Raw genomic sequence first — 22248 nt, 5'->3', positions numbered from 1 at the left:
CGCATCACCTTCCCCCTCGCCGCACCCGGCATGATCGCCGCAGCAATCTTCTCCTTCATCACCAGCTTCGACGAGTTCTACATCTCCCAGTTCCTGTCCTCCGTCGACACCGTCACCCTGCCCGTGCGGGTCTACAACTCCCTCACCTTCGAAATCGACCCCAGCGTCACCGCAATCAGCGCCATCCTCATCGCCTTCGCCATCCTCGCCCTCGGCCTGGTCGCCCTCGTGCGCTGGCTCGGCTCCGGACGCCAGGACTCCCTCCTGTCCGTCGAAAACACCGTAGGAGTCGCCGCTCCAGGAGGCGAGGCCGTATGACCACCCAGCGCTCATGCTCCTGTGGCACACCATCCTGCGATCACCGAAAGGGCCATGTACATGGCTGACATGCTTACCGCTCCCTCATGGGAGTCGGCAGTCCTGGAATCCGTCCCCCGTGGCTTCCTCGCCCACGACTGGCAACCCGCCGCCGGCGGTCACACCTTCGAGGTGCGCAACCCCGCAACGGAAGAAGTCATAGCCACCGTCGCCGACTGCGGCGCACAGGACGCGTTGAGTGCACTGGACGCGGCGGCCGCGGCCGCCGACCGGTGGGCCTTCACCAGCCCGCGGGACCGCGCGACCGTCCTGCACCGGCTCACCGACGCCATGATCGAGCACCGTGAGCGTCTGGCCCGGATCATCACCCTGGAGATCGGCAAGACGATCACCGAAGCGCGGGGCGAGGTGGACTACTCCGCAGCCTATTTCCGCTGGTACGCCGAGGAGGCGGTCCGCCATCACGCTCGCAGCACTCCCTCCCCGGACGGCAAGAGTCACATCGTCACCGTCGCCGAACCGGTCGGGCCCTGCCTGCTGATCACTCCGTGGAACGTGCCGCTGGCCATGGCTGCCCGCAAGGTCGCCGCCGCCCTGGCCGCAGGCTGCACCGCCGTGCTCAAACCGGCCGCGCTCACCCCGCTGTCCTCCCTGGTGCTGGGCGAGCTGGCGCGTGAGGCCGGCGCGCCTCCAGGTGTCCTGACCGTGATCACCAGCAGTGACCCGGCGGCGGTCACCATGCCGCTGCTGGCCGACCCCCGGCTGCGCAAGCTGTCGTTCACCGGGTCCACCTCGGTCGGCAGGCTGCTGCTTCAGCAGAGCGGTGCGCGGGTGCTGCGCACCTCGATGGAGCTGGGCGGCAACGCGCCGTTCCTGGTCTTCGACGACGCCGACCTCGACCTCGCGGTCCGCGAAGCGATGATGGCGAAGATGCGGCTGGGCGGGCAGTCCTGTGTCGGCGCCAACCGGTTCCTGGTCCAGGAGGGAATCGCCGACGCGTTTGCCGCTGCGATGGCCGAACGGATGGCCGCCACCCGGGTGGGCCCCCCGGACCGGGAGGACACCGGCCTCGGCCCGCTGGCCGACCACCGTGCGGTGGACAAGGTCCGCCACCTCGTCGAGGACGCCGTGGCCCGTGGCGCCGTTGTCATCGCCGAGGCGGACATCCCTGACGGGCCGGGCCACTACGCCGCCCCGACCGTGCTGGACCACGTTCCCGCCGACGCCGCGATCATGCACGAGGAAGTCTTCGGCCCCGTCGCCGCCATCCACCGGTTCTCCACCGAGGCCGAGGCCATAGCGGTGGCCAACAACACCGAGCACGGTCTCGCGTCGTACCTGATGACTTCCCACATCGACCGCGCCCGCCGGGTCGCCTCCCGTTTGCAGGCCGGAATGGTCGGCATCAACCGCGGCCTGGTCTCCGACGTCGCCGCACCCTTCGGCGGGATCAAGCAATCCGGCCTGGGCCGCGAAGGCGGCCCCGAAGGCCTCCACGAATACCAGCAGCTCAAATACCTGTCCATGCCCGGCTTTCACACCTGAGCGAGCCGGACGGAAGCGTCCTGCATGTCGGGATGTATCCATCAGCCGCGAGAAAGAACCTCTGCGTAACCTGCCGACGCTCTTCGTCAGTCAGACCGGGCTCCGGCTCACCGAGCAGACAGGCCAGTGCGGGCGGCTGGCGCTGAACGCCGGGTTGCGGGGCATCTCTCACCTCACCGTGGTAGGCGGCTCCGCTCCACCGCCGACCGACCTCCGAACCTGCAGTGAGGGGGCTGGCCGTGCTCCCCGCTCGGTCCGATCGTCTGCAGCGTCATAACCCACATTCCGACCGGCTGGACCTGGACAACCCGGTCTGGACCCACTCCCCAACACCGACGACGACCTGATCGCCAAGAACGTCGAGGACATCGGCGTCGAGTTCGACTGTGTCAGCACCGCCCACAACGCGGACGCCTACAGCCGGACCGGCAGACCTTCGAGCCCGCCGACAAGGCCAGGGACATTGAGCCGTCGCAGGTCATCCACACCGCCCAGCACGGGGGCTACGACCGCATGACGCCTAGTTGCCCGACGTGACGGGTCTGCGTTGTTCGCTGCCTACCGCACGCGACACGGCCACACAGGACAGAGAACACAGAGGACGCACGCCATGAAGCAGATCCCCTACTGGATGGACACAGCCCCCGCCCTGCCCGACCGTTCCGGAAAGGACCTGCCCGACGAGGCGGACGTGGTGGTGATCGGCGGCGGCCTCACCGGCCTGTCCACCGCCTACCACACCGCCCGCAAGGGCGCCCGGGTCGTCCTCGTCGAGAAGGACCAGGTCGGCTCGGGCGCCTCCGGCCGCAACGGCAGCATGTGCACCCAGGGCCTCACCATCAGCACCGCCGAAGCCCGCAAGCGCTACGGCCAGGAGCGCGCCCGCGAGCTGTACGACGCCTTCCGCGACGCGGTCGACGTCGTCGAGGAGATCACGCGGACAGAGAAGATCGACTGCGATTTCCACCGCGCCGGACGTCTCGCTGTCGCCGCCAAGCCGCGGCACCTCGAGGCGATGCGGGCCAAACAGCGTGACCTGGCCGAGAACTTCGGGCACGAGACACAGCTCCTCACCCGCGGCGAGCTGAAGTCGGAGCTCAGCTCGGACTTCTACCACGGCGCCCTGCTCGACCCGGACAGCGCCGCCCTCCACGTCGGCAAGTACGTCCACGGCCTTGCCGAGGCCGCCGAACGCGCCGGCGCCGAGATCCACGAGCGCAACGCGGCGACCGGCCTCACTCGTCTGCCGGGCGGCGGCTTCGTGGTCGAGACCCTCAACGGCACCATCCGTGCCAGGCAGGTCATGGCGGCCACCGACGCCTACACCGACAAGTCGCTGCCATGGTTCCGTAAGCGGCTGATCAACGTCGGCAGCTTCATCATCGTCACCGAACCGCTCGGCGAGGCGCGTGCCAAGGAGCTGATCCCGAACGCCCGCCTGGTGGTCGACTCTAAGAACATCGGCCACTACATCCGCCTCACCCCCGACCACCGTGTCGCCTTCGGCGGCCGGGCAGCTTTCTCCCCCTCCACCCCGGCCTCCGACGTCAAGAGCGGAGAGATCCTGAAACGGGACATGACCGCGAGCTTCCCACAGCTGGCGGGGGTGCGGATCGACTACCTGTGGGGCGGCCGGGTCGGCTTCTCCTGGGACCGCATCCCGCACGCGGGCGAGGTCAACGGCCTCTACTACTCCATGGGTTACTGCGGCCACGGCGTCCAGATGGCCACCTACATGGGCCGCGCGGTCGCCGAGATGATGGACGGCAAGCCTGAGGCAAACCCCCTGCGCGACCTCGGCTTCCCCAAGGTCCCGGTCCCCTTCTACAACGGCACCGCCTGGTTCCTGCCGTTCGGCGGCGCCTACTACCAGGCCAAGGACAAGCTGCGCTGAGCCGATGCAGACAGCGGCGACACTGCGGGGCCCTTTCGCTCCCCCTTCGCGGGAGGTCCCCGCAGTGTCGCGACGCGGCGCACTCCATCGTCGAGCTGTTCGTGGTTGGCCTGACCGGCGGTCGGTCGCCGTCGTGCAGATCTAGGACATCCCCCACCCGGCGACTCATCGTGCGCACCACCGTCGCCCAGGACCTGCCCGTCGCCACCCGCGGCAGCTCCCCCACCGGCTCCCTCCGCAACCGCGGTCTCCCACCCGCCGTGCCGTGGCTGGTCTTCGCCGCCGTACCGGCCCTGGCGGTAGCGATCCTCCCACGTCGCCCGGAACAGACGGAGGTGCGCAGGCTGCGCAAAAGTGCTTGTGGCATTCCAAGGTCGGCCGTGTGTCGGGCCTCTGGACGGCCGGGGAGAGCATGCTGGCGGGGCATGGCTCGGCGGCCGGCTCCGGATGGTTCGAGGGCGCCGACTCCGGTCAGGCATGTCACCTCCACCGACTTTGTGAATACGAAGGAGACGGTCGGCCGTGGACGCCATCGACGAGAAGATCATCGCCGAGCTGACCCGCAACGCCCGCATCTCGCACTCCGAGCTGGCCAGCAAGGTGCTGCTGTCTCGCAATGCGGTGCGCCAGCGCATCGAACGGCTGGAGCGCGAGGGCCACATCGCCGGCTACACCATCGTCCGCGCGGGCGACGGCACCGGCAATGCCGTCTCGGCGCTGGTCCTCGTCTACCGCCAGGACCGCATGCGCGGCGGCGACGTCCTGGCCGCGCTCAAACGCATCCCCGAGGTCGTCATCTGCGAGATCCTCAGCGGCGACTTCGACATCATGGTCCGCCTGGAGGCGGCCTCGCTGGAACGCGTACGAGTCATCTGGGAGGACATCGCCCAGATGCCCGGCGTACGGGACACGGTCACCGCGCTCACTCTGTCCAGCGTCGTCAACCGCCCGCGAGGAGGGCGGAGTTCAACGGCAGCGGGATGAGCAGCGCCATCGCTTCTTCTCTGTCCAGCAGCCCGCTCTGGACCACGAGGTGCCCGGGCGGTGTGGATGCCCCAGTAGGCGTCGGCCGGTACCGTCAGTTCGCCCAGGGAGTCGCGCTCGTACGGAAGGCGGTCATTGGACCACTTCACTGATGTGGTTGACGCAGACGACCTTGGGCTGGGTCATCTCCTCGAAGGCGAAGCGCACGCCCTCGCGGCCCATGCTGCCGTACTTGAATCCGCCGAACGGCATGGCGTCGAAGCGGTAGTCGGACGAGTCGTTGATCATGACTCCGCCGGCTTCCAGCAGCCGGGCCGCGTTCAGGGCGCGGTCCAGGCGCGAGGTGAAGATGCCCGCGTGGAGGCTGTAGTCGATGGCGTTGGCCTGCTCGATGGCGTCCTCGAAGGACGTGAACGGCTGCAGCACGACGACCGGGGCGAACACCTCCTCCTGCCAGATCGAGCAGGTCGCCGGGACGTCTTCCAGGACGGTCGGCGCGTACAGGGAGCCGGTGGCGTCGTTGCCGCACAGCAGCACCGCGCCCTCGGCCACCGCCGTGTCGACCTTGGCCCGGGTGGCGGCCGCGGCCTCCTGGGTGATCATGGGGCCGACGTCGGTGCGCTCGTCGAGCGGGTCGCCGAGGCGCAGCAGCTTGGTGCGGGCGACGAACGCGTCGCGGAAGCGCTCGTAGACCTCGCGGGCGATCAGGATCCGCTGGGTGCCGATGCAGTTCTGGCCCGCGGCCCAGAACGCGCCCAAGACACAGGAGGCCACGGCCTCCTCCAGGTCGGCGTCATCCATGACGATGACCGGGGCGTTGCCGCCCAGGTCCATGGCGAGTTTTTTCAGGCCGGCCGTGCGGGAGATGGCCTCGCCGGTGGCGACTCCGCCGGTGAAGGACACCATGCGCACGTCGGGGGCGGCCACGATCGCGGCGCCGATGTCGGCATTGCCGTTGACGACGGTGACGATCTCCTCGGGCAGGCCGGCTTCGATGAGGGTGTCGACCAGGCGCAGCGCGGACAGCGGCGTCAGCGCGGACGGTTTGAGGATGACCGCGTTGCCGCCGGCGATAGCCGGGCCGAGCTTGTGGGCGGCCAGGTTGAGGGGGTCGTTGAACGGAGTGATGGCGGCGATGATGCCCAGCGGTTCGCGGGTGAACCAGCCCTGCCGTTTCTCCGAGCCCTCAAAGGAGTCGAAGGGGATGACCTCGCCGGCGTTGCGCCGTGCCTCGGCCGCGGACAGGGACAGGGTGTTGACCGCGCGGGCGACTTCCTTGCGGGCCTGGGTGATGGTCTTGCCGGCCTCGCTGACGATCAGCTGAGCGAAGGACTCGGCGCGCCGCTTGATCAGTCGGGCGGCGCGTTCCAGGACCGCAGCCCTGGAGGCGCGGGACAGCGCTGCCGCGGTGCGGCGCCCGCACCTGGCCTGCTGCAGGATGCTGCCGACGGCGCCTGCGTCGACGGTGGGCACCGAGGCGATGACCTCGCCGGTGTAGGGGTTGTGCACGGGCGCCGTGTCGGTGCCGAGTCCGATGCTGGGGGGCACGACGGTGTCAGACACGGTGAGTCTCCTGGAGAACGGGGCGCGTGGGGGCGGTGTCGTCGTCCGCGTGGCGCTGGTGGATGGCGATGATGTCCGACACCAGGGCGTAGGCGGTCTCGATGCGGCCGGCGCCCGGCCCGCAGACCGTGACGGTGCCGAGGAGGTCGGTGTGGAAGGCGACCGCGTTGACGGGGCCGGAGATCCCGGCGAGCGGGTGCCGGGCGGGCAGGGCGAGCGGGGCGACGCGGGCATCGACGCTGCCGTCCTCGTGGCGGGTGGCGGAGCCGACCAGCTTCCACCGCAGCCCCTTCGAGGCCGCGTCCTGCACCTCGTGGGGGGTGATCCCGGAGATGCCCTTGCAGGAGACGTCCTCGCGGCGCAGGTCGGCGCCGAGTACCTCGTTGGCCAGGATCATGACCTTGAGCTGGACGTCGTGACCCTCGATGTCCGCGGTGGGATCGGCTTCGGCGTACCCGAGCTCCTGGGCTTCGGCGATGGCCGCCGAAAGCTCGATGCCCTCTTCGAGGCGGCCGAGGATGTAGTTCGAGGTGCCGTTCATGATGCCCTGGACGCCTGTGATCTCCAGGCCGCCGAACATGCGCTCGGCGGTGCGCAGGATGGGGGTGCCGCTGAGTACCGAGCCCTCGAACTCGAAGCTGACGCCACGCTCGGCAGCCAGCTGCTTCAGTGCGCGGCCGGCGAGTGCGACCGGTCCCTTGTTGGTGGTGCACACGTGCTTGCCCGATTCCAGGGCCCAGCGCACATGGGAGAGGGCGGGCTCGCCGTCGGTGGGGTTGGTGAACGTCGCCTCCACGACGATGTCGGCCGGGACCTCGCGGATCACCCACTCGTTGCGCGGATCTGCCCTGCCGCCGGCAAGGCCCGCGAAGTTCAGCTCCCCGGGCTCGGCGGCCAGCAGCGGCGCCAGATCGATGCCGTCGGTGTCCACCAGGGAACCGGCCCGCAGATCGGTGATCGCCACGACGCGCAGGGCAAAGCCCAAGACCTCGGCGAGGCGGTCCCCGCGTTGGGATATGAGTTCGGCGAGCGCGCGGTTGACGCCTCCGAAGCCGATGAGGGCGAGATCGTATCGGCCCATGTCAAAGCTCCTTCGCAGTCCGTCGCACCCTCCACGGTGCGGCTGCTCAGAGCCTCGCTGTCCGGCCTGTCACCTGCTCCATGCCGCAACGACCGCACGGCATGCCGATCTGTACCGTTGTGATGACGGTTCGCTCACCCCGCGTATGGCGACACGATCGCGGCCCCCATCGGTGCTTCATTTCCATCCGGCTTTCCCGCCGTTGATCCTCGGAATTTCTTGTCCGGCGCCCACTTGACTCCCCTCCACGCCACTGCCATTCTCGTGCCAGATTCCAGCACAACATTCCACAATGTGGCATGACTCGGCGTGGACCTCCCGGAGAAGTGAGCCCGTTTTCCGAGATGCAACGGTTGCGATGCGGCGCTTCCAAAGCCCCGGAACCCAGGTCCAATCCTTCTTGAAACGAACAGCTTCACGTCGGGGGGCCAGCATGCGCCCCGGCGTTACGAAAGGAAGCTCCTGTGTCAGCTGCGAGGAAGCGCGTCGCCGTCGTCGGCGTGGGAACGATGGGCAGCCAGGCCGTCTGGCGGCTGGCGGCACGGCGCGCAGAAGTCGTCGCCTACGACCGCTTCGCCCCCGGCCACGACCGCAGCGCCGCAGGCGGTGAGACCCGGGTCTTCCGGAGCGTACAGACCGACGACAGTCGCTACGTGCCGCTCGTCCGGCACGCCGACGCCGTCTGGAAGAAGTTGGAGGCGGAGACCGGGCGGCAGCTTCGCCGTCTGACGGGAGCCCTGTTCATGGGACCGGCCGACCACCCCGAGATGCGCACCGTCATGGACGTTATCGCTGAGCACGGCCTCGACCACGAGGTGATCGACGCCGAGGCGATGGCCAAGCGTTTCCCGCAGTTCCGCGTCGACGACGGCGATCTGGTGGTCCTCGACTCCCACGCGGGCTTCGTCCGCCCCGAGCTGACGGTCCAGACCGCGGCCCGGCGTGCCGAGGAGCTGGGCGCCCGGATCCGCCGCTACACCCCGGTGCGGGAAGTCACTCCCGTCGCCGGGGGCGGCGTGGAGATCCGCACCGACACCGACACGGAGCGATTCGACGCCGCGGTCGTCACCCCCGGCCCGTGGGCGGGCGACCTGCTGCCCGACCTGCCGTGGGAGGTGAGCGTCTACCGCGCGATCAGCGCATGGTTCCTGCCCCACGAGGACCACCCGGCGGACGCGGAGCGTCCCGCCTTCATCCGCCGGGGCGACATCCCTTTCTACGGCATACCGTCTCCGGACGGCCTGACCGTCAAGCTCGGCCTGACCCAGATCCACCACAAGCCCGTGGACGACCCGAACCGGCTGGACCGGACCGTCGCACCGGAGGAACTGGAGACCTTCACGACGGTGGTGCGGCGCCACCTGCCCGGCCTGAACCCCGATCCGGTGCGCCTGTCCGTCTTCATGGAGGGCTACACCGACAGCACCAGGCCCCTGGTCGGCCCCTTGCCGGGCTGCGACGACATCGTCCTGCTGGCCGGCTTCTCCGGCCAGGGCTTCAAGCTCTCGCCCGCCATGGGCGACATCGCCGCAGACCTCGTCCTGGAGGGCCGCACCTCCCAGCCGATCGACTTCATCACCACAAACGGCCGTACCGCGGCCTGAGTTCGAACGAGGTAAGGCATGACCCTGACTATCGGCCCGCTGCGGGCCGTGCCCGGTCAGAAGACCCGCGGGAGCCTGGGCCGTCGCGGCGGCGCACGCCCCGCAGGCGGCGACGAGGCGCCAGACCCGGCCGCCGCGTTCGCAGGCCAGGAGCAGGCGGATGGGCCCGTCGCATCCACGGTGGCGGCGTGCTGCCGGGCGCCTCACCAACGGTCAAAGGAGGCGGGCTGCAGACGTCAGGTCAGAGGTCTCCGCGCGGCTCCGCCCAGATGTCCGGAGGGACGGTTCCGATGGTGCGGCCGTGGTGGTCAAGGAGGCGGCCCAACAGCTTCTCGTGCCGCATGGTGATCACCCGTTCGATGATGTCGAGATTGGGGTGCACGGCGGCCAGGTGACTTTCGAAGCGAAGGACGTCGGTCACGGAATGCAGGTTGACCTGCAGCATGAGGTTGTTGGGGCCGCTGATCGCGGCGCAGTTGCGAGTCTCCGGCAGCCGGATCAGGGCGTGTCCGAGGTCTCGCAGGTCCGCCGGTGCAACTCTGGCCCAGAAGGTGGCCGCCACGGGCCAGCCGCCCAGAGGGCGGGCGAAGTCGCAACGAAAGCTGAGCAGTCCCAGTCCGGTGAGTTGGCCGATGCGCCGTTTCACCGTGGAGGCGCTGGTCTTCAGCGCGGCTGCCAGGGCCTGGTACGAGGCCCGCCCGTCCTGGGCCAGGTGCGCGAGGACGGCCCGGTCGGCGGGCGTGACCTGACGTACGTCTCGGCCAGGGGGTGCGGACTTGGTGGCGGCGGTGAGCCGGGCTCGTTGCCCGGGAGCCAGTGCGTCGATCCGCCAGCGCCCGGCCTCGGTGAACATGTGGGTGACGATCCGGGCGCGGACGGCGGTCACGCCCTTGATCGCCGGCAGATGGTCGAGGGTGTAGCGGGACATGGCGGCCAGGTCGCGGCTGGCCACGGTGGCGAGGATGTCGTGGCCGCTGACGGTGCGTTCGATGGTGAGCATATGGGGGTGACGGTTCAGCGCACCGGCCACCGCGGCGGCGCTGCCCAGTGCGCAGTCGATCTCGATGAAGGCCAAGCAGATCTGGTCGAACAGCCGTGGCCCGGGAGACAGGCTGATCCATGCCTCACCGCGTGTCGCGAGCCGGCTCCAACGCCTTGCCACGGTGACCGGGTCCACGTCGAGAGCCCGGCCCAGAACGCTCCACGATGCCCGTGGCTGCAGTTGGAGCGCATGGATGAGCGCCAGGTCCTCCTCACTCAGCAACCTGACGTCATCCTGCATGCGGGCCCACCTGAGTGCGGAATTCCTGCGATTTCCTGTCCTTCGGCTTCCGGTCTTCCATCCTGGCACGGGCACGGCACCCTGCCGGCCTACGCGATGGGAAGGACATCACATGAAGCAGACGTTCGGCTCCTACGAGGACGAGATCTACCTCAACGGGCTGGCGGGGGTGCTGCCGTCCTTCCCTATGAGCCATGGGGAGCTGGAAGCCAAGGCTCAAGCGGCGCTGTCGCCCTCGGTGTGGTCGTACGTCTCCGGAGGCGCCGGGGACGAGCGAACTCAGCGGGCCAACGTCACGGCTTTCGAACGCTGGGGGCTCATCCCGAGGATGTTCGTCGGTGCTGCCGAGCGCGACCTGTCGGTGGAGCTCTTCGGAATGACGTGGCCGTCACCGGTGTTCATGGCCCCTGTCGGGGTCATCGGGTTGTGCGCCCAGGACGGGCACGGTGACCTGGCCACTGCACGGGCCGCTGCCCGCACCGGAGTGCCCATGGTCGCCTCCACCCTTTCCGCCGACCCGATGGAGCAGGTCACCCCCGAACTCGGCGACACACCAGGCTTCTTCCAGCTGTACACCCCTACCGATCGGGACCTGGCGGAAAGCCTCGTCCGCAGGGCCGAGGCGGCCGGGTTCAAGGGCATCGTCGTCACCCTCGACACATGGGTGGCCGGCTGGCGTCCGCGCGATCTCGCCACGGGCAACTTCCCCCAGCTGCGCGGGCACTGCCTGACCAACTACACCACCGACCCGGTCTTCCGGTCCCGGTTGACCCGCACACCGGAGGAGGATCCCCAAGCGGCCGTCCTGCAGTGGGTCCAGGTCTTCGGCAACCCCCTCACCTGGGACGACCTGCCGTGGTTGCGCTCCCTCACCGACCTGCCACTGATCGTCAAGGGCATCTGTCACCCCGAGGACGCCCGGCGCGCCAAGGACGGCGGTGTGGACGGCATCTACTGCTCCAACCACGGCGGCCGGCAATCCAACGGCGGCCTCCCCGCCCTTCAGGCACTGCCCGCTGTCGTCGAGGCCGCTGACGGGTTGCCAGTCCTTTTCGACTCCGGTATCCGCAGCGGAGCCGACATCATCAAGGCCATCGCCCTCGGTGCCACCGCCGTCGGCATCGGCCGACCCTACGCCTACGGCCTCGCCCTCGGCGGCACCGACGGCATCGTTCACGTGCTGCGCTCACTGCTCGCCGAAGCCGACCTGATCATGGCCGTCGACGGCTATCCCACCCTCGGCCACCTCACTCCGGAAGCCCTCCAGCGCGTCATGTGAGACGCCCCAATGCGTTCGCCACGGGGTGCACCGCACCACCGTGACCCGTGGGTGCGGGAGGTCGTCGGCCTGCCGGCCGGCCGGCCGTCCTGCTCGTGATCGCGCTCACCTTTACGGACGCGACAGCCGGGCCCTCAAACCGCGGATGCCTTCATGGCGCAAGAAGGAGCAACCAAGCTGCGAAGGCCAGGCAGGTTGCGTTCGCCTTCTTGCCGTTGAAGCACACCGGTCAGGATTCAGCCGCCGCCGACACATCGTGGGGCGGGTGTTTCATTCCGCTGGTGAGGCTGGTTTCTCGGTGGTCGTCCTCGCGATGGGCGTGTCCTGCGGGTGGGGTGTGACGGATGCGGTGTCTGCTGCCGCGTCGCCGGCCGCGGTCATCCTGAGGAGAGGGAGTGCGGCGACGAGTGTTCCGGCGGTGAGGAGGATGCTCAGGACGCCGACGCCCATGTTGTCCATGATCGCGCCGACGGCCAGGGGGCCGATGCCTCCGCCGAGTGCTCCGCCGCCGCTGAGGGCGGCCACCCACCGTCCGGTGGAGTCGATGACTGAGGCGGCGGCGATTATCTGTACCAGGACGGCCAGCTGGCACGTCTGCCAGATGACGGCGGTGGCGATGAACAGGGTAGGGCTGTGGGTGACGATGAGGAGCCCCGAGCTGAACGCTTCGACGACGACGAACCCGGTCATCGAGCGCAGGCGGCCGAAACGCTTCACGGCGAGCGGTCCGGCTACGGCTCCGGCGAGTGCGACGACGCTGGAGATGGCCAGGACGGCGGAGAGCACAGAGGCAGACATGCCGGTGTGGCCGCGCCCCAGGACGGAGGCGTAGGACCAGACTCCCTGCGTGACGGCCATAAGGAGGCCCGCGCCGACCAGCAGCACGGCGGGGGGACGGGCCGACCGGGAGGCTGTGTTGGGGGCGGTCGCGGAAGGACTGCTCGCCGGGCCCGGGCCGTCGGGGAGGTGGCCCACCAGGAACCAGCCAGGCAGGCAGCACACGGCCAACAGGAAGAAGCCGGTTCCCCCGCCTGCGGACTCGTTGGCGGCCGGGACGGCGAGGAGCAGCAGGGCACTCGCGAACAGGGCGCCGATGATGACGATCGAGGAGGTCTTGTCGGCGTCGTCGCCGACGCCGGCCAGGGCGGCGGTGGAGGCGGCGTAGACGGCTCCGAGTCCGGCGCCGAGCAGCAGGCTGGCCACGATCAGCGTCAGTATGTCGAAGGCGATGGCGGCGCCGATGAATCCCGCGGCGGCCAGGGCCACCCCGTTGCGGGCCATCCGGACGCGTCCGGGGCGTGCGGCACGGTTGGTGAGCAGGAGGGTGGTGATCGCGACCGCCATCAGCTGGCTGGCGGCGACGAGTCCGGCGCTGGTGCTGGACAGGTCGAAGCGGTCGGCGAAGTCGTCGACGAAGACGGGCATCACGTTGCTGCCGCTGCTGCCGAGCGTGACTCCGGCGATCAGGGCAGCGGCGATGGTGAAGGTCAGCGCGGGGCCGCTGTTCGTTTTCACTGAATGCCCCTTGCACGGAGGGCCGCCTGGCAGGCGGGCGCGGGAGCGGGAGGGAAGAGGGGCATCGTCAGAAACCTCAGAACTGGTAGGCGGTCGGGTGCCGTGTCCAGGACTGGAGCGGCGAAGGGAGCCTCCGGGCAGAGAGGGGATATTCGACCCGGACTCGTTTGGGGGCGCAGGCCGGCGGCTGCGGTCAGCCGGCCCAGACGTCTTCGATGTAGTGGCCGGACATGGTCAGCGAGGCCGGCCAGGCGCGCGCTTCGTCGTCGCCGGCGCCGGCGCCGGTGTGAGCGCTGTAGATGGTCATGAACGCCTCCCGTACGGCGGGGGCCATGCGGCAGCCGCCGCCGCAGACGAACACGCGTCCGCCGGCCTTGAGGTGCGTCCAGATCTCGCCGCCCTCCGCGGCGATGCGGTGCTGGACGAAGCGGGCGCCGTCCTTGGGGGTCGCGCTGAAGGTGGGGCGCAGGCTGACGGCTCCGGCCCGCTCGGCGGCTTCGAGTTCCTCGCGGTGGAGGTCGTCGATGTCGGGGTGGTCGCAGCCGAAGTAGCACCAGGGCCGAGTGTGCGTTGCGCGCCCGCAGGCTTGGCCCGCCCCGACGGTCACCGGGTGATGGCGGCTCGGCACCGGCGCGTCAGTGGTCCCCGGGCCTGAGCGGTCAGGTATCGAGCTTCCGCAGCAGGCGGGTCGGGATCCGGGGCAGCAGGTATTCGACGACGGCCCAGGGCACTCGGGGCACTGTCGCGTGGACGGCGCCGGACTCGATGCGATCCATGATCTTGCGGGCGCCCGTGAGGGTGTCGATGAGGAACGGTCGTTTGTCGCCCAGGGATTCGTTGATCGGGGTGTCGATGTAGCCGGGGGCGACCGTGGTCACGGTGATGCCGCTGTTCCACAACTCGCCTCGGAGCGACTGAAGGTACCTCGTGAGCCCTGCCTTGGACGCGCAGTACGGCGCCCCGCCCGGCAGGCCCGCCGCGGCCACGACGGAGGTGAAGCCCACCACTTGACCGCCACCCTTGCTGCGGAAGTGTGCGACGGCTGCGTCGATGGTCGCCATCGCACCCAGCAGGTTGACGTCGACCACCGCGCGGTGCGCCTCGAAGCGGCCCTCCCCGATGTTGCCCCCGTCGTCGACCCCCGCATTGGCGATGACCATTCCGAGTCCACCGAATTGCCGGGCCGCGTCGTCGATCGCCCGCGCCACGGCCTCGTGCTCGGTCACGTCTAGGGCGGCCACGGTCACCGAACGCTGCGGGAACGCGGCGGTGAGCTGCGTCCGCAGTTCTTCCAGGACCTCGATTCTGCGCGCGGTGAGGTACACGTCGTAGCCGCGGACGCACAGCTCCGCTGCCAGCGCCTTGCCGATGCCCGAGCTGGCACCGGTCAGGAACGCGGTTCTCGCGGGCAGCGGGGGCCGGCCCGGGTCGACGAAGGGCAGCTTCCCGAGCAGGCGGCGAGCGGTGGGCAGTTCAGTGCCGTTCATCGGTCACCGTTCCTGTGATCCGCGAGCGCTTTCACCGTGCGTCCGTCCGGGGCGGGCCTGCAGCACAGCTCTTCTTGGATGGCTGTCATGCGCTGTCCTTCGGGGAGTGTCGGAGAGGGGGTTCAACGACCCCGTCGTCATCATGACCACTCGTCCAAAGCATGTCAACGCTGGTGACACCAACACTGACACCAAACTAAGCACCACTGTTGACACCGATGGACCGGCAAGCCAGAGTGAGGGCGCCGAAGCTCGGCATGTCCATGCGATGAAGGGGCTCAGTAATGCGCATTGAAGCGGGTGGATGGCTGCTGGGAGCCGCCGCGGCGGGCGCCGGGGCGGTGTGGCTGTGGCGCCACCAGGACGAGGTGATGACCCGCCGCCCGGTCAATGAGTGGACGTTCTCTCACATGAATCTCCTCATGCCCACCGAAGACGTGCGCCGCGGCGGGGATGTGTTCCCCCTGCCCCGGCGACCGCGCCCCCTGGAAGTGAGCTACGGCTTCGAGGGGCGGGAGCGGAGCCTTGCCGAACTGCACGCTCGAACGAACACCACCTCCTTCGTCGTGCTGCATGGTGGCGAGATCGTCCACGAGTCGTATCCGGGGCGCTTCGCCGGCGACGACGTACGGTTCCAGATGTTCTCGATGACCAAATCGGTGACGTCGATGCTGATCGGGATTGCCCTCGACGAGGGGGCGATCAAGGATGTGACCGAGCCGGTGACGGTGTACTGCAGGTGGCTGGTGGGCTCCGCCTTCGACGGGGTGACCATCGAGCATCTTCTCGACATGAGCAGCGGGGTGGGTGACCTGGTGGAGGACCACACCGTTCGGGACGGTCTGATCAACCGGTTCGCCAAGGCCGCTACAGGGGGCGGCTCACTGCACGAGGTCGTGTCCTCGGCCGAGCGTTCGACCGAAGCCGGCACGCAGTTCAGCTACTCGACGATCGACACCCAGGTCCTGGGATGGGTGCTGGAGTCCGCCACCGGCCACTCCCTCGCGCAGTACGCCACGGAGCGCCTCTGGAGCCGCATCGGCGCTGAGCACGAGGCGTACTACTGGCTCACCCGCAAGCATCCGCGTACCGCGATCGGCGGCGGCTCGCTCAATGCCACCGCCCGCGACATCGCCCGGCTGGGGCTGCTGATGTCCCGTGGCGGAGAGCTGAACGGGCAGCGCATCGTGCCCGAGGAATGGGTGACGCGCAGCCGGGGTCGCGGGGTGCCGCACCTGAAGGTCGGCGCGCTGGGCCCCAGCGGCTACCCGCATTACGGGTACAGCAACAAGTGGTGGACACTCGGCGGCGAGCGACGTCCGTTCACCGCGGTGGGGATCCACGGCCAGTACCTGTATGTGGACCCGGACGCCGACGTGGTGATCGTCAAGACCAGCGCGTGGCCGACGGCGGACGACGCCTCACGTGACGCGGAGTCCATCACGGCGCTGCGGGCGGTGGCTGACCATCTGCACGAGGACCACCGTTGACAACGCCGTCGATAAGATGACGGCCATGACACGCGCGAAGACCAACTCGGCAGGAGCGACTCCCGCGCGGCGGAAGCGGCGTCCGACATCCTTCCTCACCCCGGATCTGATCCTGGACACCGCGATGGCCGTGATCGAGAGAGATGGTCCGGAGGCGCTCACCTTCCGTCGGCTGGGCACCGATCTGGGCGCCGACCACACAGCCGTCCTGCGGCACTTCCGCGGCAAGGACGACCTGCTGCTCGGCCTGGCCGCCCGGCTGGTCAGCGATGCCCTGCACGACTTCGCACCGTCGGAAAGCTGGCGCGAGACCCTCGCGTCGCTCGCCCGACGGATCCGTGCCGCATGCCTGCAGCACCCGGGTGTGGCCGTCCTGGTGGCGGCCCGCACCTCGCGGCGCGAGCCGGAGTTCCAGGGCGCCGACGTGGTCATCGGCGCCCTGCTCGAGGCCGGCCTCCCGGGACGCGAAGCGGCCTCGTACTACCGGGCCCTGGCCGAGACGGCACTCGCCGCCGGCGCCTTCGAGGCTTCCTTCAACGTGCTGGACAAGGGCGCTCAGGAAGGCGACCGGCTGGCCTGGCGCCGCGAGTACCTGACGGCCTCGCCACAGCGGTACCCGAACCTGGCACAGGTCGCCCCCTATCTCGCGGAAATCGACGAAGAGGACCAGTTCGAGACCGCGCTCGGCCTGTTCCTCGACGCCGTGGAGCTCCGCGCGCAACGCGCCCGCGGAGAAGGAAGCGAACACACGGAGAACTGACGCCTCGTCGGGCAACAGGGCAATTGGGTAATTGGCGAGACCGCGCAGGCGCCGGCGGAGTCTCTGCCGACCTGGGGAGACGTGGCCGCCATCGACCTCGGCTTCGCCGTGTGGACGGGCGAAAGGGGCACCGGGCAACCGCAGGGGCGCATCCGGCTGCGGCGGGCGGCCCTGGTGCCGGACCGGGCGTGGCCCGAGGGTTACGTGACTCCGGGCGACGATCTACCCGGCGATGCGAGTCGCTTGCTGTGGCAAGCGATACGGTGCGGTCCTCCCTGCCCACCGCCCTCACGAGCCTGGCCGCGCTGGCAACGGTTGCCGCCCTCATCGGCGTAATGACGCGGCACACGGCGGAGCATTGACGTCCGCGTGCCTGTCCATATGCCCGTCCGCATGCCCGACGGCTCCTTCCCCGTCGGGCAAAATGGCTGAAGTTCGATTGCCTTCACGTGAATTCAGTCCCCCGGGTGGCATTCTCCCGCCGGGAATTCCGGGTAATTGTCGCGCGTATCGAGGCATGCCGAAAACGTCTGCTCCACCCCTGGCTGGGGGGTGTTCGGCGGGATTCGAAGGCGATGTGGCGTCGGCTGGGGCGTATCACAGGCACGGCCGCCGTGGCTCAGTATGCGTCGACCTGTTTTCGACATGTGTGGGCGATGTGGAGTTCCGGGTTCCGGCCGGAACGCATGGTTAGCATGTTTCACACATCAACCGCCGTTGCACATAGGCGACTTGGCGTCCCACGCCTGCGCGGCAAGCACACCACACCCCCACAACCATCGAGGATCGCGGCATGGCACATCCCGACGCGTCCAGCCCACGCCAGAGGTCGGCATGGCGGCTTCTGCCGGTCGCCTCACTGGTGGTGACCGCGGCTGTCGGCACTCCTCTCGTGCTCGCCGCACCGGACGCCGCACGCGCCTGGGTCGCGGGCACGGTCGTGGGGGCGGGGGGCTGCCTCGTGCTGCTCGCCTCGGCGGCCGCCCGGCTGCAGCGCAAGCTCAGCACTCAGGTGGACAGGTCGGTGGCGGAGTCGGCGCGGCATCGGTCGGAGGCGGAGTATCTCGCCGGCGCGGTGCTCCCGGAGCTGTCCGCGGCGATGAAGGACCCCGCGCGAGGTCCCGTATCCGCCGCGATGGGACCGGGCAGTGCCTGGCATCCGACGGAGCCGCAACTCAGGGCGGTGCAGAGCGCGGTGGAGGAGGCGCTGAGCGCGGCGCAGCGGCGCGCGGCCACGGCGGACGGCGAACGCGAGCAGGCGGTGCGGGCCCTGGAAAGCATCACCGACGATCTGCTCAAGGCGAGGTCGCAGATCCTGCCCACAGCTGTACGGAGACTGGGCGAGGGAGCCTCGCTGGACACGGTCCGCGCGGAGCTGAGGCTGTCCGAGTTCTCCAGCACCGTCGTGGGCGACCTGGTGGAGGCCGGCATACGTGAACTCGCGGTCAGCGAGCGGCGTTCCGCGGCAGCCCAGGCCGCCAGCGCGAAGGCGCTGAGCCGGGTGCAGGCCCAGGCCGTGGGCATCCTGGCGGATCTGCGGGACATGCAGGACCGGCACGGCGAGGCGGTCCTCGGCGACCTGCTCGAACTGGACCACAGCACCTCCCAACTCGGCCTGCTCACCGACCGGTTGGCGTTGCTCATGGGCGGGCGCGCGAGCCGGTCCTGGAACAGGCCGATCCCCATGGAGAGCATCCTGCGGGGAGCCGTGGGACGGATCTCGGCGTACCGCAGGGTCAGCCTCAACTGTGCCAGCAAGGCGGCGGTGGCCGGGTTCGCGGCAGAAGGCGTGATGCACCTCCTCGCCGAACTGATGGACAACGCGACCAGCTTCTCCGCCCCGATCGACCAGGTCCATGTCTATGTGGAGGAACGCTCCGCCGGCATCGTCGTCACCATCGAGGACAGCGGTCTGAAGATGGCCGACGCCGCCCTGCGACGCGCCGAGGAGGCGGTGTCGGGCGCGATGAGCGACCTCGCCTCCCTCCAGGGGACCCGGCTGGGGCTCGCGGTCGTGGGACGGCTCGCCGTCAAGTACGCCATCTCCGTCAGCTACCGCCCCTCCTCCCGGGGCGGCACCGGAGTCGTCGTACACCTGCCGGCCCAACTGCTTGCCCAGCAGCGCACGGCACTTGCCCAGCCCCCGCTGCACGACCCGTCGGCGCGACCGAGCGAGCGAACAGTGGCCGCCGCCGAGCGCCCCGAGGTGCGGGCGGCCGACGGGAGGCGGGCGGCACCGGTCGCCGGTTCGCAAACACCGGACGCCCCGGCCGCCGGTTCACGGATGCCCGACACACCGGCCACGCCGGCCAGTTCGCGGATGCCCGACACACCGGCCCCCGCACCTACCGCCTCCTCTCCGACGTCTTCCGCCCCGACCGGCGACAGCGCTTCGGTGACCGCCAACGGCCTGCCGGTACGTCCCCCAGGACGCACGATGGCGGCCGCCGACCGCGTCCGTACGCCGGCGGAGAATTCACCAAAGCGTCCCGCCGCCCGTGACGCCGGGAAGAGCTTCGGCGCCTTCCACCGCGCACGCCTCGCCGCGGCGGCCGGCGAAGCCGCGGCAGCCGCGGAGACGGCCCCAGCCGCCGAATCCGCCGACCCGGACCCGCACGACGCCGACTGAGCCCGGCCCTTCTTCTCGCGGGACGCCTCGACCGGGCGCCCCGACCCGCCACAGACCGGAGATTGGAGGAAAGGGCCGGTGGCCGGGCTTGAACGGATCACCAGCTCTTCACCCACGCATGCAGACCACTGACACCACACTGACCTGGCTCCTGGAAGGTCTTCTCGAGCGCGCCCCCGGTACCCGGCACGCCCTCGTGCTCTCCCGCGACGGGCTGAAGCTGTGCTGGACCGAGCAGTTGGGCGTCGACCAGGCGGACCAGCTCTCGGCCATCGCCTCCGGGATGCAGGCCCTGGCACAGGGCGCCTCGGTCGAGTTCGGGGACGGCAGCGGCGGCGTACGCCACTCGATGACGGAGTTCTACGGCGGACTGCTGTTCATCGTCGAGGCCGGTGAGGGCGCGCACCTCGCGGTCGTCGCGGACGACGGGGCCGACCCGGGTGTGGTGGGGCACCACATGACCGACCTGGTGGAGCGGATCGGCGAGCACCTGCGTGCCGAGGCCCGCGCCCCGATAGAGGAGAGCTGATCCCATGAGCCGACGTCCGGTCGACACCGGGGACCCGGACCGGCTGTACACCATCACCGGGGGCCGCAGCGAGGCTCCCGACGATCTCGACCTCGTCTCACTGATCGTCAGCGAGTGCGAGCCTGCTCGTGGCATGCAGTCCGAGCACGTCCGGATCCTGGAGCTGTGCCGTCGCCCGGCCGCCGTGGTCGAGATCGCCGCCGAACTGCGGCTCCCGGTGACGGTGGTCCGGATCCTGGTGGGCGACCTGCTGGCGATGGCGAGGGTCACCGCTCGCCATCCCCGGTCCGCCCCGGCGGTGGCCGCCCTGCCCGAATCCGCTCTCCTGCTGGAGGTTCTCGATGGACTCCGTAAGCTTTGAGCCCTCCACAAGCTCCGAGCACTCCGCCCGTACGCCGCTCAGCGCCACGGCCGAGACCGGGCTCAAGATCGTCGTGGTGGGCGGCTTCGGTGTCGGCAAGACCACTCTGGTCCGCTCGGTCAGCGAGATCCGGCCGCTGAACACCGAAGAGGTCATGACCAAGGCCGGTGTAGGCATCGACCGGACGGCGGGTCTGGCCGACAAGTCCACGACAACGGTCGCCTTCGACTTCGGCCGGATCAGCCTGACCGAGCGCACGGTCCTGTATCTGTTCGGTGCCCCGGGCCAGGAGCGCTTCTGGTTCCTGTGGGACCGGCTCTTCGCGGGGACCCTGGGCGCAGTCGTCCTGGTGGACACCCGGCGGATGAGCGACTGCTGGTACGCGATCGACCGCCTGGAGCACCACAGGACGCCCTTTGTCGTCGCGGTCAACCGGTTCGAGGGCGACACCGACGCCTTCTCCCTGAGCGAGATCCGTCAGGCGCTCACGCTGCCCGAGCACGTACCGCTGATCGACTGCGACGCACGGGTCCGCTCGTCCGGCAAGAACGTCCTGATCACTCTTGTCGACCACCTCTACGAACTTGCCATGGCCCGGGAGATGACCCCATGAACGACGACGCGACCGGCTCCGACCCGCGCCCCGCCGACCCGAAGCAGAGCGCCTCGGGCTGCCCGGTGCACGCGGACGCGGTTCCGCTGAGCGGCCTGGAGTACCAGCAGACGCCCGCCACGCTGTATCAGGAACTGCGCCGCTCCCACGGCTCCGTGGCGCCCGTGCTGCTGGACGGGGACGTGCCCGCCTGGCTGGTGCTCGGCTACCCGGAGGTCTCGTTCGTCACCGCCCACGACGAACTCTTCGCGCGCGACTCGCGGCGCTGGAACCAGTGGGAGAGCATTCCCGCGGACTGGCCGCTGCTGCCTTTCGTCGGCTACCAGCCCTCGGTCCTGTTCACCGAGGGCGCCGAGCACCAGCGGCGGGCCGGTGTCATCACCGAGGCCCTGGAGGGCGTCGACCAGTTCGAGCTCGGCGTCAACTGCGCACGGATCGCCGACCAGCTCATCGACGCCTTCGCGGGCAGCGGCGAGACCGAGCTGATGAGCACGTACGCACACCCCCTGGCGATGCGGGCCGCGGTGGAGATGTGCGGTATGGCGGCCCACAGCACGGACACCGACGACCTCGTACGGGACTTGCGGATCTCCCTGGACACGGGCGAGGGCGAGGATCCGGTCGCCGCCTACGTCCGCGTACAAGAACGTATCCAGCAACTGGTGAAGGACAAGCGCGCGGAGCCCGGCGCGGACGTGGTCTCCCGCATGCTGGCCCACCCCGAGGGCCTGAGCGATGACGCCATCGTCCAGGACCTGATCTCGATCGTCGCGGCGGCCCAGCAGCCCACCGCCAACTGGATCTGCAACACGCTGCGGCTGCTGCTCACCGACGACCGCTTCGCGCTCAACGTCTCCGGCGGCCGGGTCAGCGTCGGAGAGGCCCTCACCGAGGTGCTGTGGCTGGACACGCCCACCCAGAACTTCATCGGCCGCTGGGCAGTGCGCGACACTCTGCTCGGTGGGCGCCGGATCAAGGCGGGCGACTGCCTGGTCCTCGGGCTCGCGGCGGCCAACACCGACCCGCAGATCTGGCCCGAGGGCCATGTCGGCGCCGAGGGGAACGGCGCCCATCTGTCCTTCTCCAACGGCGAGCACCGCTGCCCCTACCCGGCTCCGCTGCTCGCCGACGTCATCGCGCGTACGGCCGTCGAGACGCTGCTGGAGCGTCTGCCCGACGTCGTCCTGTCGGTCGAGCCGGAGGAACTCGTCTGGCGGCCGTCCATCTGGATGCGGGGGCTGACCTCACTGCCGGTGGAGTTCACGCCCACTCTGCGGTGAGATCCGGCCGTGCCCGTACGAGCATGTCGTACGG

At 69.6% G+C, this 22248-nt stretch carries 19 protein-coding genes and 1 pseudogene; 14 read left to right on the top strand and 6 right to left on the bottom strand.

What is annotated here, in order from left to right; genetic code table 11:
• From ACGFNK_RS18325 to ACGFNK_RS18310, 4 genes are all read left to right on the top strand, one after another.
• Positions 1-318, top strand: a 318-nt coding sequence (locus ACGFNK_RS18325; protein ID WP_393416976.1) for an ABC transporter permease, incomplete at its 5' end; no start/stop codon positions are given.
• Positions 319-378: 60 nt separating this feature from the next.
• Entirely contained in the window at positions 379-1863 is a 1485-nt protein-coding gene (locus ACGFNK_RS18320; protein ID WP_393416974.1) for an NAD-dependent succinate-semialdehyde dehydrogenase, read from the top strand.
• Between the two features lie 610 nt (positions 1864-2473).
• Positions 2474-3757, top strand: coding sequence for an NAD(P)/FAD-dependent oxidoreductase (locus tag ACGFNK_RS18315; RefSeq protein ID WP_393416972.1), 1284 nt, complete (start codon positions 2474-2476; stop codon positions 3755-3757).
• A gap of 522 nt (positions 3758-4279) precedes the next feature.
• Positions 4280-4741, top strand: a complete 462-nt coding sequence (locus ACGFNK_RS18310) for an Lrp/AsnC family transcriptional regulator (protein WP_393416970.1) — start codon at positions 4280-4282, stop codon at positions 4739-4741.
• Positions 4742-4873: 132 nt separating this feature from the next.
• On the opposite strand, the gene ACGFNK_RS18305 is transcribed toward ACGFNK_RS18310, so the two are convergent.
• Together ACGFNK_RS18305 and ACGFNK_RS18300 are read right to left on the bottom strand one after the other, a co-directional pair.
• A complete protein-coding gene (locus ACGFNK_RS18305; protein ID WP_393416968.1) occupies positions 4874-6304 on the bottom strand; it encodes an aldehyde dehydrogenase family protein in 1431 nt (476 codons plus the stop codon).
• Complete coding sequence (locus tag ACGFNK_RS18300) at positions 6297-7385, bottom strand: homoserine dehydrogenase (protein ID WP_393416966.1); 1089 nt, start codon at positions 7383-7385, stop codon at positions 6297-6299. Before ACGFNK_RS18300 ends, ACGFNK_RS18305 begins: the two co-directional genes overlap by 8 nt.
• Positions 7386-7849: 464 nt before the next feature.
• On the opposite strand from ACGFNK_RS18300, the gene solA reads away from it, so the two are divergent.
• Positions 7850-8989, top strand: a complete 1140-nt coding sequence (gene solA / locus ACGFNK_RS18295) for an N-methyl-L-tryptophan oxidase (RefSeq protein WP_393416964.1) — start codon at positions 7850-7852, stop codon at positions 8987-8989.
• Between the two features lie 241 nt (positions 8990-9230).
• On the opposite strand, the gene ACGFNK_RS18290 is transcribed toward solA, so the two are convergent.
• The gene (locus ACGFNK_RS18290; RefSeq protein WP_393416962.1) at positions 9231-10271 is read right to left on the bottom strand and encodes an Lrp/AsnC family transcriptional regulator; all 1041 of its coding nucleotides are present in this window, start codon (positions 10269-10271) and stop codon (positions 9231-9233) included.
• 112 nt (positions 10272-10383) lie between these two features.
• On the opposite strand from ACGFNK_RS18290, the gene ACGFNK_RS18285 reads away from it, so the two are divergent.
• Positions 10384-11550: an alpha-hydroxy-acid oxidizing protein gene (locus tag ACGFNK_RS18285; protein ID WP_393416960.1), complete on the top strand. Its 1167-nt coding sequence runs from the start codon at positions 10384-10386 to the stop codon at positions 11548-11550.
• Between the two features lie 270 nt (positions 11551-11820).
• Here the strand turns inward: ACGFNK_RS18285 and ACGFNK_RS18280 are convergent, their stop codons facing one another.
• The 3 genes from ACGFNK_RS18280 to ACGFNK_RS18270 form a co-directional block, all read right to left on the bottom strand.
• Positions 11821-13065 (bottom strand): MFS transporter, encoded by a 1245-nt coding sequence (locus ACGFNK_RS18280; protein ID WP_393416958.1) that lies wholly within the window; start codon positions 13063-13065, stop codon positions 11821-11823.
• Positions 13066-13258: 193 nt separating this feature from the next.
• On the bottom strand, positions 13259-13672 hold the full coding sequence (locus ACGFNK_RS18275; protein ID WP_393416956.1) for a hypothetical protein: 414 nt from the start codon (positions 13670-13672) through the stop codon (positions 13259-13261).
• Positions 13673-13724: 52 nt separating this feature from the next.
• Complete coding sequence (locus tag ACGFNK_RS18270; RefSeq protein WP_393416954.1) at positions 13725-14552, bottom strand: SDR family NAD(P)-dependent oxidoreductase; 828 nt, start codon at positions 14550-14552, stop codon at positions 13725-13727.
• A gap of 284 nt (positions 14553-14836) precedes the next feature.
• On the opposite strand from ACGFNK_RS18270, the gene ACGFNK_RS18265 reads away from it, so the two are divergent.
• From ACGFNK_RS18265 to ACGFNK_RS18230, 8 genes and pseudogenes are all read left to right on the top strand, one after another.
• Positions 14837-16042 carry a serine hydrolase domain-containing protein gene (locus ACGFNK_RS18265; protein WP_393416952.1) on the top strand — a complete coding sequence of 402 codons (1206 nt, stop codon included), beginning with the start codon at positions 14837-14839 and terminating at the stop codon, positions 16040-16042.
• Positions 16043-16067: 25 nt separating this feature from the next.
• On the top strand, positions 16068-16802 hold the full coding sequence (locus tag ACGFNK_RS18260; protein ID WP_393416950.1) for a TetR/AcrR family transcriptional regulator: 735 nt from the start codon (positions 16068-16070) through the stop codon (positions 16800-16802).
• Between the two features lie 30 nt (positions 16803-16832).
• Positions 16833-17066: pseudogene (locus ACGFNK_RS18255) on the top strand (phosphatase); the annotation flags it as partial.
• A 529-nt stretch (positions 17067-17595) separates the two neighbouring features.
• On the top strand, positions 17596-19431 hold the full coding sequence (locus ACGFNK_RS18250; RefSeq protein WP_393416948.1) for an ATP-binding protein: 1836 nt from the start codon (positions 17596-17598) through the stop codon (positions 19429-19431).
• 118 nt (positions 19432-19549) lie between these two features.
• Complete coding sequence (locus ACGFNK_RS18245; protein ID WP_386336645.1) at positions 19550-19960, top strand: roadblock/LC7 domain-containing protein; 411 nt, start codon at positions 19550-19552, stop codon at positions 19958-19960.
• Positions 19961-19964: 4 nt separating this feature from the next.
• Positions 19965-20321 carry a DUF742 domain-containing protein gene (locus ACGFNK_RS18240; RefSeq protein ID WP_388673613.1) on the top strand — a complete coding sequence of 119 codons (357 nt, stop codon included), beginning with the start codon at positions 19965-19967 and terminating at the stop codon, positions 20319-20321.
• The gene (locus ACGFNK_RS18235; protein ID WP_393416946.1) at positions 20302-20934 is read left to right on the top strand and encodes an ATP/GTP-binding protein; all 633 of its coding nucleotides are present in this window, start codon (positions 20302-20304) and stop codon (positions 20932-20934) included. The genes ACGFNK_RS18240 and ACGFNK_RS18235 overlap by 20 nt, the downstream gene beginning before the upstream one ends.
• Positions 20931-22214 carry a cytochrome P450 gene (locus ACGFNK_RS18230; RefSeq protein WP_393416944.1) on the top strand — a complete coding sequence of 428 codons (1284 nt, stop codon included), beginning with the start codon at positions 20931-20933 and terminating at the stop codon, positions 22212-22214. Before ACGFNK_RS18235 ends, ACGFNK_RS18230 begins: the two co-directional genes overlap by 4 nt.
• Positions 22215-22248: the final 34 nt, after the last annotated feature.

It is taken from the genome of Streptomyces sp. NPDC048825 (assembly GCF_043198355.1).
Lineage (GTDB): Bacteria > Actinomycetota > Actinomycetes > Streptomycetales > Streptomycetaceae > Streptomyces > Streptomyces xiangluensis.
This window is presented reverse-complemented; position numbering and strand designations above follow the sequence as displayed.

Bases quoted from the DNA above. Each gene is read 5' to 3' on its own strand.
- ACGFNK_RS18320 (WP_393416974.1), top strand. From the start codon at position 379: ATGGCTGACATGCTTACCGCTCCCTCATGGGAGTCGGCAGTCCTGGAA.
- ACGFNK_RS18230 (WP_393416944.1), top strand. From the start codon at position 20,931: ATGAACGACGACGCGACCGGCTCCGACCCGCGCCCCGCCGACCCGAAG.
- ACGFNK_RS18265 (WP_393416952.1), top strand. From the start codon at position 14,837: ATGCGCATTGAAGCGGGTGGATGGCTGCTGGGAGCCGCCGCGGCGGGC.
- ACGFNK_RS18315 (WP_393416972.1), top strand. From the start codon at position 2,474: ATGAAGCAGATCCCCTACTGGATGGACACAGCCCCCGCCCTGCCCGAC.
- ACGFNK_RS18285 (WP_393416960.1), top strand. From the start codon at position 10,384: ATGAAGCAGACGTTCGGCTCCTACGAGGACGAGATCTACCTCAACGGG.
- ACGFNK_RS18300 (WP_393416966.1), bottom strand. From the start codon at position 7,385: ATGGGCCGATACGATCTCGCCCTCATCGGCTTCGGAGGCGTCAACCGC.
- ACGFNK_RS18250 (WP_393416948.1), top strand. From the start codon at position 17,596: ATGGCACATCCCGACGCGTCCAGCCCACGCCAGAGGTCGGCATGGCGG.
- ACGFNK_RS18290 (WP_393416962.1), bottom strand. From the start codon at position 10,271: ATGCAGGATGACGTCAGGTTGCTGAGTGAGGAGGACCTGGCGCTCATC.
- ACGFNK_RS18240 (WP_388673613.1), top strand. From the start codon at position 19,965: ATGAGCCGACGTCCGGTCGACACCGGGGACCCGGACCGGCTGTACACC.
- ACGFNK_RS18270 (WP_393416954.1), bottom strand. From the start codon at position 14,552: ATGAACGGCACTGAACTGCCCACCGCTCGCCGCCTGCTCGGGAAGCTG.
- ACGFNK_RS18245 (WP_386336645.1), top strand. From the start codon at position 19,550: ATGCAGACCACTGACACCACACTGACCTGGCTCCTGGAAGGTCTTCTC.
- ACGFNK_RS18260 (WP_393416950.1), top strand. From the start codon at position 16,068: ATGACACGCGCGAAGACCAACTCGGCAGGAGCGACTCCCGCGCGGCGG.
- ACGFNK_RS18235 (WP_393416946.1), top strand. From the start codon at position 20,302: ATGGACTCCGTAAGCTTTGAGCCCTCCACAAGCTCCGAGCACTCCGCC.